Source organism: Colwellia sp. BRX10-4, assembly GCF_014077465.1.
Taxonomy (GTDB): Bacteria; Pseudomonadota; Gammaproteobacteria; order Enterobacterales; family Alteromonadaceae; genus Colwellia_A.
Genome location: NZ_JACGVZ010000010.1, coordinates 1 through 17,734, shown reverse-complemented (window position 1 = coordinate 17,734; position 17,734 = coordinate 1). Strand labels below are relative to the sequence as shown.

Sequence of the window (17,734 nt, the reverse complement as noted above, 5' to 3'; positions counted from 1 at the left end):
ACCCATTTGCCTTACAACTCATTATTTAAGTGCTAGGCTTAAATAGACGTTTAAAATAGAAAACGAATTGTATCCTGATTAGCTTATTATTGGGAGTCTTGATAAGCATTGATTTCATTATTAATTGCTTGAAGTGACTTTACCCACGGCTGATAAACTTTAATACTACTTGGCAGTAACGTAACAGCCTTTTCTGCGGCCAAACGAGTCTCAAAAACCTCAGAGGTTATCATTAGCATAGGTTGTTGATTAAATAGTCGGTAGTAACTTTTAATCTTGAGGCCGACAAAATCAGGTATAAACTCCTGATATACGGAAAGACGAGTAAAACCAGCAATTTGTATAACAAAACCTGATGGTACACTCATATAGTAAATGGCTTCGGCGCCAACATCTTCAATCGAGTTCACTGGAATAGGTGCTTGCGTAACCAGCGTAGTCACTTTATTTTCTGACTTTTTAACAGATAAAGCCGCTCTTACGGTTTTATCTGTTAAAAAGGTAACAGAAGCTTTATTTTCGGTATCCCCTTTTTTATCAAGAAACGATTCAAAGCGCTTAACTTTATCTGTGGCTATTGGGTCTGTCGACTCAACCACGTCTTTTTCTGCGTTGACAATCGCTTGAACGATATCAGTTGGCTCTGCAGGTAGACTCATTAGAACCTTTATTACTGGGTTGGGTGCGGTTAACGAAAGAAATATATCTTCACTCTTCGCTGCAGCATTCACATTTTTATTATTATAGGCTGAAATAATACTGGTCGAGTTTGCTGGTACTGCTTTTAATTTAAGCTCGGTGTTCGCACTAAAAACATCCTGTTGAAACAACCAATAACCTGTTGCCCCTAAGCAAATCACGAAACTGATAAAAATTAAGGTCCACTTCGTAAAACGGCTTAAGGTAAAAAGTGATGTCTTCACTTTAAATGCTTTGGAGTTAAGTGTTAATAACTGACCTGTTTCTCCAGATAAAACTGAGATTTTTTTATGGAATAGTGATTTATTTTGCGCCAGTAAAAGTCCAGCTTTTGGCGTACCAAGCATAAGCACACTGATTGCATAATTGGCTTTTTTAGCTATGTCAGTTAATTGACATAGCTCATGCAAAATTTGTACGGAGAGAAACTGGGCGTGTTCGATGACAATATCAATGGTTTGCTTTTCTTGCTTAGATAAATTGATCAAGCTAACAGCTAAAGACTGCTCAGGATCAAATAGGGTGTCAGCGAACAGTTGCTCAACAATACGACAACGAATTTGAATATCGTTAAATTTAGGTGATATAGCGATAAAAGCAGCATTGTGATCATTACCTAAAGAGCCAAGAAACTGACTCGCTACTTGAGAATAAACATTGGCATCTTGGTCAACTACCAAAACGGCATGCTTTGAAAAGCGTAAAATATAATCAACACGTGCGTTAGCACTGATGGTTGTTACACTTTGTGGAGCGATATATTCTGTGGCATGTGCTTGTGCAGACATGTTTCACCTGTTCTGTATTAAAATTACAGAATTTGTTGAAGCATCTCCTCACTAATATCATCACGCATTTCTGATTGACCAAGAGCGGTGGGTACGATTAAACGTAATACACCCGCCAAATTCTTTTTGTCACGACGCATGTGACAAATAAATTCTTCAAAGCCCATACTTTCAGGCGCTGTTAATGGTAAATCAAACGCGGCAATTAATGTTTCTATACGACGAAGATCTGACGCTTCAAGCAAATTCATTGCTACTGATAACTTAGAGGCAAGTACCATGCCAGTAGCGACAGCTTCGCCATGAAGCCAGTTTCCGTAACCTTGATCGGCTTCGATAGCATGACCAAAGGTATGGCCTAAATTTAATAATGCCCGTACGCCTGATTCGGTCTCATCAGCGGCAACAATATCTGCTTTGCATTGGCAGCAAGTTTTAACCATTTCAATCAGTGTATTTTTATCTGCTGATTTTATTTTTTCAATGTTGTTTTCTAACCAAGCAAAAAAATCACTATCACCTAAGATACCGTACTTAATCACTTCAGCCATGCCCGCATTGAATTCGCGGATAGGTAAAGTGCTAAGGCTATCAATATCAATAAGAACAGCTTTTGGCTGGTAGAAAGCGCCAATCATGTTTTTACCTAAAGGATGATTAACCGCGGTCTTGCCACCGACAGAAGAGTCGACTTGTGAAAGTAAAGTGGTTGGAACTTGAATAAAGTTGATTCCGCGTTGGTAACATGCTGCTGCAAAGCCAGTAATATCACCAATAACGCCGCCGCCTAAAGCAATTAATGTCGAATCTCGCCCGTGACCATTGGCCAATAAATGTGACATGATCACATCAAAGTTTGCGAGTGACTTTTGAGCTTCGCCATCAGGTAGTATTATTTCGTCAACGTCGAAAGCGCTCAGTTTTGCCTTTAAAGTAGCAAGATATAGCGGCTTAACAATATTATTAGAAACAATACATACTCGTTTACCACGAATATGCTGAGTAAGCAGACTATTATTAGTTAATAGTCCACTATCAATATAGATGGGGTAACTGCGTGTACCGAGTTCAACATTTAGCGTTGTCATTTTTAGGTCTTTTTTTGAGTGCCTAGCCGCTTTTAGAAATCTAAGCGCTCAACAATTTTATGGGCAACAACTTTAGCACTTTGATCATCTGTTTTTACAATAACGTCAGCAATTTCTTCATATAAAGGATTGCGTTCTATTGCTAGATTCTCAAGTACTGTGCGTGGTTCTTCAGAGGTTTGCAACAATGGACGTTTACGATCACGCTGCGTACGAGCCACTTGCTTGTCGATAGTTGTCTCTAAATAGACAACTATGCCTCGTGCCGATAAGCGATTACGTACTTGTGTACTTATCACTGAACCACCACCAGTCGCTAAAACAATACCTTGTTTTTCACTTAAGTCTTCAATTACACCTTCTTCTCTTTTGCGAAAGCCTTCTTCGCCTTCAAGATCAAAAACCCATGCGATGTCTGCACCTGTTCGGCGCTCTATTTCCTGATCAGAGTCAAAAAACTCAAGATGTAGCCTATCAGCTAATTCTCTACCAATTGTGCTTTTACCGGCGCCCATAGGGCCGATAAGGAAAATATTACGTTTTTCTGCCATTAGATTAACTTCAGCTCGTATAAATAATTACGTTTACAAATATGAGGGAACCCCCTCCGAAAATTTTGAGGGCGTAATTATCGCAATTGTTCGGTGTACATTGCAAGTTAACTAAGACGAAAATAAAATGAAATTACTCAGTAACTCACAAAGTTGTTTAAAAACGCTCAGTTACGATGCGTGGTGTCACAAAAATTAATAATTCTTTTTTCTCATTAAAGTTGTTGCTATTTCTAAATAGCCAACCAAAATAGGGAATGTCGCCTAAAACAGGTACTTTTGATACTGTACTGATAATTGCTTGTTGATAAATTCCGCCAAGAACAATCGTTTCGCCATTATTAACTAACACTTGTGTACCTATTCGCTGAGTGTCAATTGCTGGTGCTTGACCACTTTGTACATCAGAGACGGTATCTTGAGTGACGACTAAATCAAGAATAATACGATCGTCTGGGGTAATGTGTGGTGTTACCGTTAAACTAAGTACAGCTTTTTTAAATTGAGTTGACGTCGCGCCACTTGACGATGCTTCTTGATAGGGAATTTCGACCCCTTGTTCAATATAGGCTTGTTTTTGATTTGCCGTAGTAATTCTTGGGCTTGCGATAATTTCACCCTTATTTTCTTTCTCCATCGCGCTCAACTCAAGATCCAATATAGTACCATCGGCTAATCGTGCCACTTGAAAAGCAATACTACCTGCTGGGTTTGCTACGGGTAAGTTAACATTTAATCGGTCAGCTAAATTAGGCACCAGTCCACTTGCTGCAGAATTAGCCCCCTCTAAGGAGCCAGAACCCGCATATTCACCGTCAGTATCAGTAACCCCCCAACGTATACCTAACTCTTCATTAATGCTGTCTTTCACTGTGACCATACGCGCTTCTATAATCACTTGTCGTACAGGAATATCTAAAACATTGACCATACGCTTTATATCTTCGATACTTTTTGCTGTATCACGAATTAATAAAGTATTCGTTCGCTCGTCAACACTGACACTGCCACGTGATGACAAAATACTATTGTCATCATTTTTAATTAAGTTAGCAAAGTCGGTTGCCTTAGCATAATTCACTTGTACATATTCAGAGTAGAGTGGCGCAAGCTCAGCGACTTGCTGTTTAGCTTGTAAATCACGAGCTTCACGGGCAGAAAGTTCGTCGCTCGGAGCAACCATTAAAATGTTGCCTTCCATACGCTTATCTAAGCCTTTAACTTTTAATATGATATCAAGGGCCTGATCCCATGGCACGCCGTCTAAACGCAAAGTCACATTTCCAAAGACACTGTCGCTGGTCACTAAGTTAAAGCCATTGTAATCAGCAATAATTTGTAAAACGGTACGAACAGGAATGTCTTGAAAATTTAAAGAAATAGCGCGACCACTAAAATCACCATCTTCTTCTAAGTAACCGGGCGCTTTATCATTTTTAACAACGGTTAATGAAAAAACATTGTTAATCTGTTGATGCTTAAAAGTAAAATCACTATTGATATCGACAATAAACTTGGCATTACGTCCCTCTCTAAAGGTTTCGATGCCAGTAACCAACGTACCAAAGTCGGTAACATCTAATTTATAAAGTAAGTCATCAATAATCTGGGTGTTATGGAATTCGATATACAACTTGCCAAGTTTGTCTGTCACATCAACAGCAACCATACTGTCATCAAGGTAAACTAATATTTGTGCTTCGTTATTTTCACCATTACGAAAATCTATCGAATCAATGTTGTTAATAAAGGTATTACCTAATGGATTGACCTTTGTAATCGACGAGTCGCCCACACCTTTATTCAGAATTAATGAGAAGAACTTACCATTTTGCTTAATATCAAAAACGGACAGTTGATCTAAGTGAACCGTAGCAACCACTTTCCCGGCTAATTTTTGCACGCTAACATGACTAACACCGGCATGTTCAACAATGGTTTTTAATAACTTTTCATTAAACTCATTCGCATCAAAGGTAATGCTAATTTGAGCAGGATTCATCGCCGTTTTCATCACGGGTGGATTAACAATGGTTTCAGTGAGTTCAAACTGCAACTCTATTTCATCGTTCTGTAAAGTATTATATTTAATACCGATTAGATCACTAGACCATGCCGAAAAAGCCAAAGAATAGAGCATAACTGCGGTGATAACACTTCGTGTTACCGTTAATGTAACTGACGGATGACTTTTTATTTTATTAAATAGCAACATTACTTCCCTTGCCCCTCTGTACCTGACTTGACCATTTTAAGTGTCGTTTCACGTTCGACCCAACAACCAGCGCCATCAGCAATTAATTCTCTAACTTTAACATCAAATGGATTCACCATTGTAATGCGACCATGATTCAATCCTAAATAACTTCCAACAGCAACTCGATGTAAGGTTGCATCAGATGCCTCAACAAGTGCCCAAATAATCTCTTGTTCTCCTAAAGTTCCTCGCATTGATAAGTTGCTGAGCGGATACTTTTCCAAGGGCTGCTTACGGCGACGAGGATCTGGACTCAAACATCCTGACATCTGTTGAATTTTCTGTTGGATTGCTTCAGCTTCTGGTTTATCAAATGGACTTCGTAACCCTTGCGCTGAGTAGTCAAAATGACCAAACTTTGAAATTACCGGCATAGGTTTAATAACATTGGGTGTATTTGCCTGCACTGTCGCTATATGGGTACGTAAATCACTGGTGTCATCAAAGCAACCACTGACACTGATAACAAGCGCAATAAATAAGACTGACTTTTTCATTTTTCTTCAGCCTCTCGATAACGATAAGTTTTTGCTTGTAGTTTTAAACCCAGTAAACCATTTTCCATATTGTTAATATCGACATCAAAGTCATGTAAAGTAACAATACGAGGTAACCCAGCAATTTTACTAACAAAGTTACCAAACTCATGATAAGAACCAACCACTTCAATATCAATAGGAAGTTCAATATAAATTTCACGGGTTATCTCTGGCTGCCAATTAAGCTTAACAAATTTCAGCCCACTTGTTGTCCCAACAAAAGTTATATCATCAAGTAAGCCAGGGGTTTCATGACTTTCAGGCAAACTTCTTAATTGATTGGCAAATAAGGCTTCTGCTTCTTTCATTTGCTGCTCAAATAATTCTAAATTGGCAGCAAAATGGTATTTTATTTTATATTGGCTTTTTAGTGTAACTTCTTCCGCCGCGTAATTATCGAGTGTTGTTATTTTATCACTGATTAATAAAAAATAACCTAACACAAAAACCACAATAGCGATAAAAACGGCTAATGTTATTTTGGCTGCTTTTGGCCATTGTCCAACGTTATCAGCCTCTAAACCTTCGAATTGTTCAAAGAATTGAGTTAAATCTATGTTCATGATTTACCTCCGTTAGTGATCACTTTTCCGTCATCTCCACTATTTAATAAGCCTTTAATACGCACCCGCATTTTAAAGTCACTCAATAATTTGTTTTTTGCTTCATTGGTCGTAATAGATTCTAAGATTGCATCAGTAAATAACACCGAGCGCTCTATTTCACGGATCATATTCGCTAAATGGTTATTCGATTCACTTTTTCCAATGATGTTAATGCTGTTGCCCTGTTTTTCAAGACGGGTCAAATAAACACCTGTTGGCACTATTTTAGCTATTTCATCAAAAACTTGGGTACCCACATTTCGGCTGCGCTGAAGTTGTTCGACCACTTGAGTTCTTTTTTGTAATTCTTTTTTCTTTTCGTTTAAGTTTTTAATTTTTATAATACGGGCGTCTAGAAGAGCAATTTCTGTTTTTAGAAACTGATTACGTGAATTTTGACCATCAATACGCATTTGGTAAAATTGACTAATAATAAAAACCATCGCGAAGGCGATTACGGCAACAATAGTAAGTAGGGTAAAATACTCACGTTGTTTGGCTTTTTCAGCTTCTTCGCGCCATGGGAGTAGATTTATAAATGCCATGAAACAAAGCTCCTCAATGCTAAACCTGCTGCTACCATATATTGAGCGGCGGTTTTATCTAACACATCTTTATCTACACTCTCGGCAACGGTCATCGATTTAAAAGGATTTGCAATAATAGTATGGATACCTAATTCTTCAGTTAACAAGACTTCAAGACCTTCAACATTAGCACTACCACCTGAAACAATAATATAATCTATTTTCTTTTTCCCGCTAGAGGTTAAAAACATTTGGATTGCACGGCGAATTTGCTGTGTAAAAATAGTGTGAAACGGTCCTAAAACTTCAAAGGTATAATTAGGCGGCAAATCATTCGTTATTTTGGCATGCTCAGCTTCTTCAAAAGTTTGATTGTAATATGAAACAATTGATCGAGTGTATTGTTCGCCGCCAAAGAGTTGATCACGGCTATAAATATGTGCGCCAGCATCAGTCACCGAAAACAAGGTCATCACCGCGCCCACATCAACTATAGCAACCGTTTTGTCTTTAGCATCATCGGGTAATTGTGATAAGCTTAAATCATAGGCTCGACTTACGGCATATGACTCAACATCAATAACCTTAGTTTGAAATCCTCCTAATTCTAAAGCCGCAACTCTCGCTTCTACTGATTCGGTTCGAGCAGCACTTAATAAAACATTAACCTTGGTTGGGTCTGATTCATTAATGTCCAGTTTTTCAAAATCTAAACTAACCTCATCTAAAGGGTAAGGAATTAAACTATCGGCTTCAATTTCAATTTGACTGGCGAGCTCGTGCTCAGACAAATTAACGTCCATATAGATAACTTTAGTAATAACGGTTTGTCCAGAAACGGCTGCTGCAGCTTGATTGACTGAAGAGGTAATTTCTTTTCTGATTTTAGTAACAACTTTGCCAACGGCATCAATGTCTTGGATTTCTCGATCAATAATAGCGCCACGGGGCATAACTTCTGTTGCTAATGCTTCTAGCACATACCCTTCATCATCTTGACTTAACAAGACCGCTTTTATTGCATGAGAACCAATATCAATACCAACTATTAAAGATGTATTCTTTTTAAAAAGACTGCTGAGCATAACATCCTACTAATATGAGTAAATTCACTAAATAACGACACAATTTAAATAAATAAATTTAGATAAACATTATTGCATTGCTTTATATTAGGCATAAACCTGTGATAAATACATTTATTACATGCTTTTAAAGGATATACTAGTGTTATTAATCGTTTTTTTGTCCAATATTGAGAGAAAAATTTAGTGCTTTTATTTAAACGTCTCATAAAAGTAGGGCTAATCTTTATATTTTTAGCTTGTTTGTCTTTAGCCGCTTTATATTTATCAATGCGCAGTGAATTGCCCAGTGTGACTTCATTAAAAGACATGCAATGGCAAACGCCGATGCAAATTTTTAGTGCCGATAATAAGTTAATCAATCAGTTTGGCGAAAAAAAACGCATTCCCTTAAAGCTTAACGAATTTCCACAGCAACTGATTAACGCCATTTTAGCCAGTGAAGACGATCGCTTTTATTCACATTTTGGCGTCGACCCAATTGGACTAGGCAGAGCTGTACTCGGTAAACTAATGGGACAAAACAAAGGGGGTGCAAGTACCATTACCATGCAAGTGGCACGAAACTTTTTCTTATCCTCTGAAGTCACTTACACCCGAAAAATCCGTGAAATATTTTTAACTTTCCATATTGAAAGTTTACTCACAAAAGATGAAATACTCGCCCTGTACATGAATAAAATACCGTTAAGTCATCGTAGCTTTGGTTTTGGCGCAGCAGCACAAGTGTATTACGGTAAAGATGTTAAAGACTTAACACTGGCCCAGATAGCGGTACTTGCTGGTTTACCTAAAGCACCTTCTAACAGAAACCCTATAAGTTCGCCTGATAACGCCAAGACCAATCGCGCAATTGTTTTACAGCGTATGTATAGCGCAGGCTATATCAACTCAACAGAGATGGCACAAGCAAACCAAGCCCCGATTACTGGCAAGAGACACAGTGTAGAAATTGAGTTAAATGCGCCATACATAGCAGAGATGGCACACCAAGAGATGGTAAATCTCTATGGCAAAGAGCTTGCCTATACCGGTGGCTACAATGTTTATCTAACGGTGAATTCAGACTTTCAAAGAACAGCACAAAAAGCAGTAATAGATAACTTACTGTCATACGATTTGCGACATGGGTATCGCGGCGCAGTCGTTTCTTTACGCCCAGAGTTAACTGAAAACACAAGTCCTATTGATAAGGTTGCTGAGCTCAGCGATGATGAAGTTATCAAAGCGCTTAATAAAATCAATAATTATCAGACACTTTTTCCTGCTGTGATCATAGGTGTTGCTGAACAGTCAGCGACGATTAAATTTTTAGGTCATCAGGATAATAACCACATCACTTTGCAAAAAGGCGATATATTATGGCAAGGCATGTCGTGGGCGCGCGAATTTATTAATGATGAAAAACAGGGAGCTGCACCTAAGCTTGCTAATGAAATACTCCAATATGGTGATGTTGTCTTTGTTATTAAAACCGCGCAGGGTTTTACATTAAGCCAGCTACCCGAAGTGAGTTCTGCTCTCGTTTCTTTATCAACAGATAATGGTGCGATAAAAGCAGCCATTGGCGGATTTAGCTTTCAGCAAAGCCAGTTTAATCGGGTTACACAGGCAAAACGACAAGTGGGCTCTAACATAAAGCCCTTTATTTACTCCGCCGCTTTAGATAATGGCTTTACCTTAGCCACACTCGTCAATGATGCGCCAATTAACCAATGGGATGAAAGTTCCGGTTCAGTTTGGCGTCCAGAAAACTCTCCCCCTATTTATAACGGCGACATTCGGGTTCGATTAGCACTTGCACAATCTAAAAATGTTATCGCCGTTAGACTATTAAGAGCGGTTGGATTAGACAAAATAATTCCCCATTTAGCAGCCTTTGGCTTTGTGCCCAACGATTTACCACGAAACGAAACACTTGCTTTAGGCTCTGCATCTCTAACACCATTAGAAGTGGCCACCGGATTCGCAACCTTCGCAAACGGCGGTTATTTAATTAGACCCTATTTAATTGATAGAATAGAAGATTCGTTTGGTAAAATCCTCTTCCAAGCAAATCCGGCTATTGCCTGTGACATATGTTCACTAGAAATTAAGCAACGAGATATTAATAATTCCGCCGTCCCGTTGGAGCTTTTAGCTGAAAAAGACCTACGTCCACTTATTAAAGCTGAACGAGTGATTAGCCCGCAGAATGCTTTTTTAGTGACACAAGCATTAAATGCGGCAATTTGGGGTTCAGACTATCAAATGAAACCATTTTGGCGAGGAACAGGATGGCGCGCACAAACATTAAAACGACATGATATTGCAGGAAAAACCGGGACAACAAATCAATCAAAAGATGCCTGGTTTTCAGGTTTTAGCCGTCGATTGGTCACTACTTCTTGGGTCGGCTTTGATGACCCAGGCAGAAGTTTGGGTAAAACACGTTACAATAGTAATCTCGATAAGTATCAAATTACTGGTGGCGAAGCTGGGGCAAAATCAGCACAACCAGCTTGGATAGACTTCATGGAAGTTGCATTAGTTGCTAATCCTGAAGAACCTTTTATTCAGCCTGTTGATATAGTGTCAGTACGCATTGATAAAAGCAGCGGTAAACTGACCAATAAAACAGATAAAACCAGCTTTTTTGAATACTTTCAGTTTGGCACCGCGCCAACAGAATCGGTAACACAAGATAATAGTAGTGAAATACTTGATGGTTCACGTATTTTTGATGAAAGTAGTAACGGTGATATATTTTAACCAGACAGCAATTTTCTTCCTATATCATTAGTTGCCTGACAAATGTTAGTTAGATACTTGCTGTAACTTGTCGCCATTGTCAGCTTTTGACTTTTATAACTTTCATTTGCAACTTATTCCTTACAAAACAAAACATTTATTTAATTGTTTTGTTCCTTTTACAAAAATAAATTTACTGTAGATTATGCGAATCAATAGCATAATTCACAGTCTCTCCTACAAAGAAAAACTAGCAGTAAACTATTGTAATAAAACAATTAAAATAAATAAATGCGGTTCTAGTGGTAAAATATTTAGTTTAATTACTCAGTCACTGTATCTTCCCCCCTACCACTATAAATGAAAGTTATAGTGAAAACTTTCACAACGAAAGAAATTTTGCTTTCGTTTTGTCTAATAATCGCCTAAAATTGCCTTCTCAAACATGTTTAACACAAAATGTTCACTGTCGTACTTTTAGGAGAGTATTCGCTATGGCTTCTTTAGAAAGCTCAATTGATTTATCTGTATATGGCATCAATGATGTTGCCGAGATTGTTTACAATCCGTCTTACGAGTTACTCTTTGCTGAAGAAACTAAGTCTGAACTGACTGGTTTTGATAAAGGCATAGAAACCGAGCTTGGTGCGGTTAACGTCGATACGGGTATTTTTACCGGTCGCTCACCTAAAGATAAATATATTGTTCGTGATGATACTAGTCGTGATACGGTTTGGTGGTCTGATCAAGGTAAGAATGATAACAAACCAATGACGCAAGAAACTTGGGATCATTTAAAAACTTTAGTGACTACTCAACTTTCTAAACAGCGTTTATTTGTTGTCGATACTTACTGTGGTGCTAATGCCGATACACGTTTAAAAGTTCGCTTTATCACTCAAGTTGCATGGCAAGCTCACTTTGTTAAAAACATGTTTATTCGCCCTTCAGATGAAGAGTTGAAAGATTACGAACCCGATTTCATCGTAATGAATGGCGCTAAAACAACTAACGATAAATGGCAAGAACAAGGTCTTAACTCTGAAAATTTTGTTGCCTTTAACCTTACTGAAAAAATTCAATTAATCGGCGGTACTTGGTACGGCGGAGAAATGAAAAAAGGTATGTTCTCAATGATGAACTACCTATTACCTTTAAAAGGTATTGCTTCAATGCACTGTAGTGCAAACGTTGGTGAAGAAGGCGATGTAGCGGTATTTTTCGGCTTATCCGGTACAGGTAAAACAACGCTTTCTACAGATCCAAAGCGTCAACTTATCGGCGATGACGAACATGGCTGGGATGATAATGGTGTATTTAACTTTGAAGGCGGTTGTTACGCTAAAACGATCAACTTAAGTAAAGAAAATGAACCTGATATTTATAATGCGATACGTCGCAATGCATTATTAGAAAATGTTAGCGTTGATGAGCATGGTAAAATTGATTTTGATGATAACTCAAAAACTGAAAATACCCGTGTGTCTTACCCAATTGATCATATTGAAAATATTGTTAAGCCTATTTCTCGTGCTGGTCATGCGAAAAAAGTTATTTTCTTAACTGCCGATGCTTTTGGTGTATTACCACCTGTTTCAAAGTTAACCCCCGCACAAACTGAATATTACTTTTTATCTGGTTTTACAGCTAAACTTGCTGGAACTGAGCGTGGTATTACCAAGCCGACTCCGACATTCTCAAGTTGTTTTGGCGCAGCCTTCCTAAGCTTGCACCCTACTCAGTATGCTGAAGTTCTACGTAAACGTATGCAAGCCGTTGGTGCTGAAGCTTACTTAGTTAACACCGGTTGGAATGGTACGGGTAAACGTATCTCAATAAAGGCGACTCGTGCGATTATTGATTCGATTCTAGATGGTTCTATAGATAGCACTGAAACTACTGTTTTACCGTTATTTAATTTAGAAATCCCAACGAGTGTTGCAGGGGTTGAAGGCGACATTCTTGACCCTCGTGATACTTACACAGATAAAGAAGAGTGGAACACTAAAGCAGAAGATTTAGCTAAGCGCTTTGTTAAAAACTTTAGTAAGTTTACTGATACTGATAATGGTAAGTCATTAGTCGATGCTGGACCTCAGCTATAACGACTTAATGTTTAAATGTTATCACTAAAAAGCCGCTAAACTTCACGTTTAGCGGCTTTTTTATCTTCAGGATGAACTGTCATCACAGCATGACCATTCTTAGTGAGACATGCCTTCTATGGCATCAGTACATTGTGCAACCCAACGGTTACTATGTGAATTTCAGAAAATTTATTTAATGGGTAATAAAACCTTGGCTGATAAACCACCTTCAGCACGGTTAGTTAACAGAACATCGCCACCATGGGTATTCACTATCTTCTTTATTATCGCTAAGCCTAAACCACTTCCTTCTGTGCCTCGCGCTTTATCCCCTTGCGTAAAAGGTTGAAACAAACGTTCTATATCTTCTTCAGGAATACCAGGGCCGTTGTCAGACACACAGAAATACACTGACTTTTTATCCGCTGAAATCCCGGTAATAATATCAATATCTCCATCAGAGTAACGTAAGGCATTCTGAATAATGTTAGCAACCGCTCTCTTCATCGCAACAAAGCGTAGCGGTATTTCAGGTAGTTCTTGCTCTGAAAAGTTTATCTGCCGACCATAAATAAGTTCGGTTTGCATCACATCATTAATTAAGTGATTGAGATCGCAAAGCTCAGGCTTATCTTTACTGTTATGGCGAATGTAGTCGATAAACTGATCAATAATACTGTTCATATCATCAATATCGCCTTCGATACCCTCTTTTAAAAACTCATCTTGTGTTGACATCATCTCCGCCGCAAGGCGAATTCTGGTTAATGGCGTGCGTAAATCATGAGAAATTCCGGCCATCAATAAGTTACGATCGTCTTCAAGCTGCTTTATACCTCGAGACATATGATTAAAAGCTTGAGTTACCGCAACAATTTCAGTGGTACCTAACTCGGCTAACGGCTGAGGAAACTCGCCACGCCCGACATCTTCTGCGGCTTTTTGTAATGCTTTTAAAGGACGATTTATTTGCCGAACAAACAACCAACCGCCAATGACACTTAATAGGCCCAGAAACATTAAAACCACTGTAAGCGGAGAAAAGTTTGCTTCTTCTAGACCTGAAAGGGGAATTCTGATCCAATAATGTGGCGCTTGCGGAGGCCTGATCCAGAATATATATTGCTCCCCTCCTTGAGTCAGTCTCAGTTCAGTATCGCCATCAAGTAATTTTGACATCTCTTTAGAGCGATGTGCAAGATAAGTGGCTTCTGACAGACCTGACGATAATGCGTCACTTTCACGATAAACTTCAATGCCCGTTTTTTCTTGAAATGATATTGAGAATGCCTTTCTAAGCAGATCATCATCAATATCGATAAGCACAACCCGTACTTGTTTTGCTAACAACTCGTTAGTTAGCTGAGTATTAGGTTGGATGATGTAATAAACCATAGATACCCAAGAAACAACTTGATTAATCAAGAGTAAAAAACCAATCAAGAGTACGGTTTGCCCAAAGGCACTACGTGGCAATATTTTCATGGTTTACATCCATAGTAGGGTCTTCGCTTATATAAGGTAGGTAACGATGTTAAACGCACTAATTGACTTCTTTACCTTCAGGCACAAAGACGTAGCCTAAACCCCAAACCGTTTGAATATAACGAGGTTTTGCCGGATCTACTTCTAACATTCTTCTTAAACGTGAAACCTGTACATCAATACTACGCTCTAAAGCTGAATAATCACGACCACGTGCTAAATTCATCAATTTATCACGAGACAGTGGCTCTCTTGGGTGAGTGATCAGAGCTTTTAAAACAGCAAATTCGCCACTCGTTAAAGGCATATTGATATCACCTTTTACCATCTCTCTAGTGGCAAGGTTAAGTTGATACTCACCAAAAGAAACAATGTTCTCTTCTTGTGAAGGAGCGCCAGGAGCTTCTTGTACCCTACGTCTCAATACAGCTTTAATTCGCGCTAATAATTCTCTTGGGTTAAAAGGTTTTGGCATGTAATCATCAGCACCGAGTTCCAAACCAATAATACGATCAACTTCATCGCCTTTGGCGGTTAACATGACAATTGGCATATCATTAGATTGTTGACGTAAGCGACGACATATAGATAAGCCATCTTCGCCAGGTAACATCAAATCTAAGACTAACAAGTGAAAGTTCTCTCTCTCAAGTAAACGATCCATTTGCTCTGAACTCGCCGCAGTACGCACGGCAAAACCTTGTTCAACTAAATATCGCTCTAAAAGCGCTCGAAGGCGCATATCATCATCAACTACTAATATCTTTTTAGTTTCATTACTCATCGGGGTCATCCTATAACAATCATCTGTTCACTATAATCTAAAAAAAGTAATAATAAAGCTGCCTTTAATAATTAAAGTTAAGGTATTTGTTACAATTTATGAAATTTGCCTTTTTACAGGCATAACGGGATACAACACTTACTCTGTGTGACTACGTTTAACTATTGAAGTGCTCAATCATCAAATAACAGCGAAACTTATTATTACTTTTTTGTTATCGATAACTGATCATTTTTGCCACATTGAAGACGTTAAAACCTATATCTGTGACTATGCGTAATGATTGATATTAGTCTTATTTACGGTTGATTACTTTTAAAGGGATACAGCCAAAATCGCGTTCTCAAAAGACAACTCTTTGGTCATAATATTTGAGGCTCAATCAGCAATATTTAGGATCACTTTATACGCATTCCTGACATTAACTATGGTTTGTTCCTTTAGTCAACTGATAGCCATAAGCTGACATAAGAAGTTCTATGGGGCCGTTCAGTGCCATCAACCGCTATTCGGTTAGTTACTTTTATTTTACTACGGAAACTTTAACACTAAAAACAGTCGTTGTTATTTAGGTTATGAACGTTAACAACTAGCCTAAGTAATTATTAAAACAGCTTTTTGTTCTATCTCACTAGAGGACACTTAATTTTTCAGCGGCATTTTTCAATGCTTTAGTTAACTGAGGTAATATTTGTTGATGTTTTTTATTAATATAATGAAAGCCACGGATGGGTTTTATGTTAAAAGTAGAAAATTCTTCAACGTTTATGTTAGCCATATTCCCATACTGCTTAGTATTTATCATCAATATGTAATCAAGCCTTTTTCTCTTAAGCATTTGTCCAAGTGAATTTCTTGATTTAACTTCTTGAATTGAAACGACTGTTTCATTCTTAAGATAAATTGAGGCAAAACTTGTTGCGGTAACGCCAATGAGGTTATTTTTCTCTTGTAAGACTGAACGATCACAAATAAGTGCTTTTCGACACATGAGTACTAAGTTAGCATTACCCAAAAAGACAGGAACAGGAAGTAATGCAGAGTATTTACTACCAAGGCTTTCCGTAAGAATGAGTATTGCATCAATTTCACTACTTTTATTTTCTATCGATTTAATAGCTCTAAGAGAAACCATCTCATGAAAAACTACTCGATAGCCAATCTCGTGATAAGCACTGAGAATATATTTTTTGTAGCTTTCAGTGATTTTGTCATTTGGTAACACGGCTATATGCATTATTGAGGATGCATTTATTTCACTTGCGAGTGTGTGATTTAAAAAATTTAAAAAAAAGAGCGCTAAAAGTAATATGTATTTCATAGTTAAGTTGAAAGTATAGTGTTTTAATTAATTTAATTTAATTCTTACATCATAGCATATAAAGTCAATTTATGAGTGGAGTGGGAAATGTGCTGTTAAACAATAACCAAACAACTGCTGAAGTAATGCGTGTTGAGGTATAATAATATTCCTATTGTCATGTTATTAACTTAAAGCACATAAAAAAAATTTTTATTATGTGCTAATAAATTATCATTGGTGAAGCAAGCTCGAACGTCAGCTATAGGGAAAAAGTGATTACAATTAGAAGATGCTTGTGCGGCTGTTAATCGCTCTTTACTTCCTGTTAGCATAGAGTAAATCATAAGGTTACGTCAAATACCCTTTATTTGGCTCTGGTGCATTAATAAATTCTTAGATTGAAAACTTAGAAGGTCTGCTTTCGTATCAGAGAAGACCTTTTTGGTGCTGATTTAGGGTGTTAGGAAAGGTCTCTTTTGTAGCAAAAGTGATCAATCTCATTTGGTGACTGGTAATATCAATCATTATACGCAGTCACATATCTATAAAGATACGGTGATATTTACTCTGTAGAAATAACCTGCTCTGTGTTTTGCTAAAATTTAAATATAAAAAAAGACGCCTAAGCGTCTTTTCTTGAATTCTCGTGAGAACTAAAATCTGCAATTATGCGATGCCTCTTTTAGGTACAGCGATACAACACCTGCTCTGTGTTGGTAGCTTTAACTGTTTGACAGTTTTGCTAAATTTTAAAGATAAAAAAAGACGCCTAAGCGCCTTTTCTTGAATTCTCGTGAGAACTAAAATCTGCAATTATGCGATGCCTCTTTTAGGTACGGCGATACAACACCTGCTCTGTGTTGGCAGCTTTAACTGTTTGACAGTTTTGCTAAATTTTAAATATAAAAAAAGACGCCTAAGCGCCTTTTCTTGAATTCTCGTGAGAACTAAAATCTGCAATTATGCGATGCCTCTTTTAGGTACAGCGATACAACACCTGCTCTGTGTTGGCAGCTTTAACTGTTTGACAGTTTTGCTAAATTTTAAATGTAAAAAAAGACGCCTAAGCGCCTTTTCTTTAAGTTCTAGTGAGAACTAAAATCTGCAATTATGCGATGATTTTAGATACAACACCAGCACCAACAGTACGACCACCTTCACGGATAGCGAAGCGTAAACCTTCATCCATCGCTACTGGGTTGATTA

14 protein-coding genes are annotated in these 17,734 nt (G+C 37.9%); 2 read left to right on the top strand and 12 right to left on the bottom strand.

Annotation, left to right across the window (positions count from 1 at the left end; genetic code table 11):
- Window positions 1-86: 86 nt before the first annotated feature.
- From H4J67_RS09755 to H4J67_RS09720, 8 genes are all read right to left on the bottom strand, one after another.
- Window positions 87-1,487 carry an SPOR domain-containing protein gene (locus tag H4J67_RS09755; protein WP_182203586.1) on the bottom strand — a complete coding sequence of 467 codons (1,401 nt, stop codon included), beginning with the start codon at window positions 1,485-1,487 and terminating at the stop codon, window positions 87-89.
- Window positions 1,488-1,510: 23 nt separating this feature from the next.
- Window positions 1,511-2,575, bottom strand: a complete 1,065-nt coding sequence (aroB, locus tag H4J67_RS09750; protein WP_182169119.1) for a 3-dehydroquinate synthase — start codon at window positions 2,573-2,575, stop codon at window positions 1,511-1,513.
- Window positions 2,576-2,607: 32 nt separating this feature from the next.
- Complete coding sequence (gene aroK, locus H4J67_RS09745; protein ID WP_070375650.1) at window positions 2,608-3,126, bottom strand: shikimate kinase AroK; 519 nt, start codon at window positions 3,124-3,126, stop codon at window positions 2,608-2,610.
- A 157-nt stretch (window positions 3,127-3,283) separates the two neighbouring features.
- The gene (locus H4J67_RS09740) at window positions 3,284-5,341 is read right to left on the bottom strand and encodes a type IV pilus secretin PilQ (RefSeq protein ID WP_182203584.1); all 2,058 of its coding nucleotides are present in this window, start codon (window positions 5,339-5,341) and stop codon (window positions 3,284-3,286) included.
- Entirely contained in the window at window positions 5,341-5,880 is a 540-nt protein-coding gene (locus H4J67_RS09735) for a pilus assembly protein PilP (RefSeq protein ID WP_182169115.1), read from the bottom strand. The genes H4J67_RS09740 and H4J67_RS09735 overlap by 1 nt, the downstream gene beginning before the upstream one ends.
- The gene (locus H4J67_RS09730) at window positions 5,877-6,485 is read right to left on the bottom strand and encodes a type 4a pilus biogenesis protein PilO (protein ID WP_182169113.1); all 609 of its coding nucleotides are present in this window, start codon (window positions 6,483-6,485) and stop codon (window positions 5,877-5,879) included. The genes H4J67_RS09735 and H4J67_RS09730 overlap by 4 nt, the downstream gene beginning before the upstream one ends.
- A complete protein-coding gene (locus H4J67_RS09725) occupies window positions 6,482-7,072 on the bottom strand; it encodes a PilN domain-containing protein (RefSeq protein ID WP_182169111.1) in 591 nt (196 codons plus the stop codon). Before H4J67_RS09725 ends, H4J67_RS09730 begins: the two co-directional genes overlap by 4 nt.
- On the bottom strand, window positions 7,060-8,139 hold the full coding sequence (locus H4J67_RS09720; RefSeq protein ID WP_182169109.1) for a pilus assembly protein PilM: 1,080 nt from the start codon (window positions 8,137-8,139) through the stop codon (window positions 7,060-7,062). The genes H4J67_RS09725 and H4J67_RS09720 overlap by 13 nt, the downstream gene beginning before the upstream one ends.
- Before the next feature lie 186 nt (window positions 8,140-8,325).
- Here H4J67_RS09720 and H4J67_RS09715 point away from each other — a divergent pair, with 186 nt between their 5' ends.
- Both H4J67_RS09715 and pckA read left to right on the top strand, forming a co-directional pair.
- A complete protein-coding gene (locus tag H4J67_RS09715) occupies window positions 8,326-10,890 on the top strand; it encodes a penicillin-binding protein 1A (RefSeq protein ID WP_182203583.1) in 2,565 nt (854 codons plus the stop codon).
- A 473-nt stretch (window positions 10,891-11,363) separates the two neighbouring features.
- Window positions 11,364-12,974, top strand: coding sequence for a phosphoenolpyruvate carboxykinase (ATP) (gene pckA / locus H4J67_RS09710; protein WP_182203581.1), 1,611 nt, complete (start codon window positions 11,364-11,366; stop codon window positions 12,972-12,974).
- Between the two features lie 171 nt (window positions 12,975-13,145).
- On the opposite strand, the gene envZ is transcribed toward pckA, so the two are convergent.
- The 4 genes from envZ to H4J67_RS09690 form a co-directional block, all read right to left on the bottom strand.
- The gene (envZ, locus tag H4J67_RS09705) at window positions 13,146-14,441 is read right to left on the bottom strand and encodes a two-component system sensor histidine kinase EnvZ (RefSeq protein WP_182169103.1); all 1,296 of its coding nucleotides are present in this window, start codon (window positions 14,439-14,441) and stop codon (window positions 13,146-13,148) included.
- 58 nt (window positions 14,442-14,499) lie between these two features.
- Window positions 14,500-15,225 (bottom strand): two-component system response regulator OmpR, encoded by a 726-nt coding sequence (gene ompR, locus H4J67_RS09700; RefSeq protein ID WP_070375641.1) that lies wholly within the window; start codon window positions 15,223-15,225, stop codon window positions 14,500-14,502.
- Window positions 15,226-15,856: 631 nt separating this feature from the next.
- Window positions 15,857-16,462, bottom strand: a complete 606-nt coding sequence (locus tag H4J67_RS09695; RefSeq protein ID WP_182169095.1) for a hypothetical protein — start codon at window positions 16,460-16,462, stop codon at window positions 15,857-15,859.
- 1,174 nt (window positions 16,463-17,636) lie between these two features.
- Window positions 17,637-17,734 (bottom strand): hypothetical protein (locus H4J67_RS09690; protein ID WP_220471634.1); only part of this gene is annotated, 98 nt, incomplete at its 5' end.

What these genes read in the sequence shown, in the direction of transcription:
- H4J67_RS09755 (WP_182203586.1), bottom strand. Translation starts at nt 1,487, where the DNA reads ATGTCTGCACAAGCACATGCCACAGAATATATCGCTCCACAAAGTGTA.
- aroB (WP_182169119.1), bottom strand. Translation starts at nt 2,575, where the DNA reads ATGACAACGCTAAATGTTGAACTCGGTACACGCAGTTACCCCATCTAT.
- envZ (WP_182169103.1), bottom strand. Translation starts at nt 14,441, where the DNA reads ATGAAAATATTGCCACGTAGTGCCTTTGGGCAAACCGTACTCTTGATT.
- H4J67_RS09725 (WP_182169111.1), bottom strand. Translation starts at nt 7,072, where the DNA reads ATGGCATTTATAAATCTACTCCCATGGCGCGAAGAAGCTGAAAAAGCC.
- H4J67_RS09730 (WP_182169113.1), bottom strand. Translation starts at nt 6,485, where the DNA reads ATGAACATAGATTTAACTCAATTCTTTGAACAATTCGAAGGTTTAGAG.
- H4J67_RS09720 (WP_182169109.1), bottom strand. Translation starts at nt 8,139, where the DNA reads ATGCTCAGCAGTCTTTTTAAAAAGAATACATCTTTAATAGTTGGTATT.
- aroK (WP_070375650.1), bottom strand. Translation starts at nt 3,126, where the DNA reads ATGGCAGAAAAACGTAATATTTTCCTTATCGGCCCTATGGGCGCCGGT.
- pckA (WP_182203581.1), top strand. Translation starts at nt 11,364, where the DNA reads ATGGCTTCTTTAGAAAGCTCAATTGATTTATCTGTATATGGCATCAAT.
- H4J67_RS09735 (WP_182169115.1), bottom strand. Translation starts at nt 5,880, where the DNA reads ATGAAAAAGTCAGTCTTATTTATTGCGCTTGTTATCAGTGTCAGTGGT.
- ompR (WP_070375641.1), bottom strand. Translation starts at nt 15,225, where the DNA reads ATGAGTAATGAAACTAAAAAGATATTAGTAGTTGATGATGATATGCGC.
- H4J67_RS09740 (WP_182203584.1), bottom strand. Translation starts at nt 5,341, where the DNA reads ATGTTGCTATTTAATAAAATAAAAAGTCATCCGTCAGTTACATTAACG.
- H4J67_RS09695 (WP_182169095.1), bottom strand. Translation starts at nt 16,462, where the DNA reads ATGCATATAGCCGTGTTACCAAATGACAAAATCACTGAAAGCTACAAA.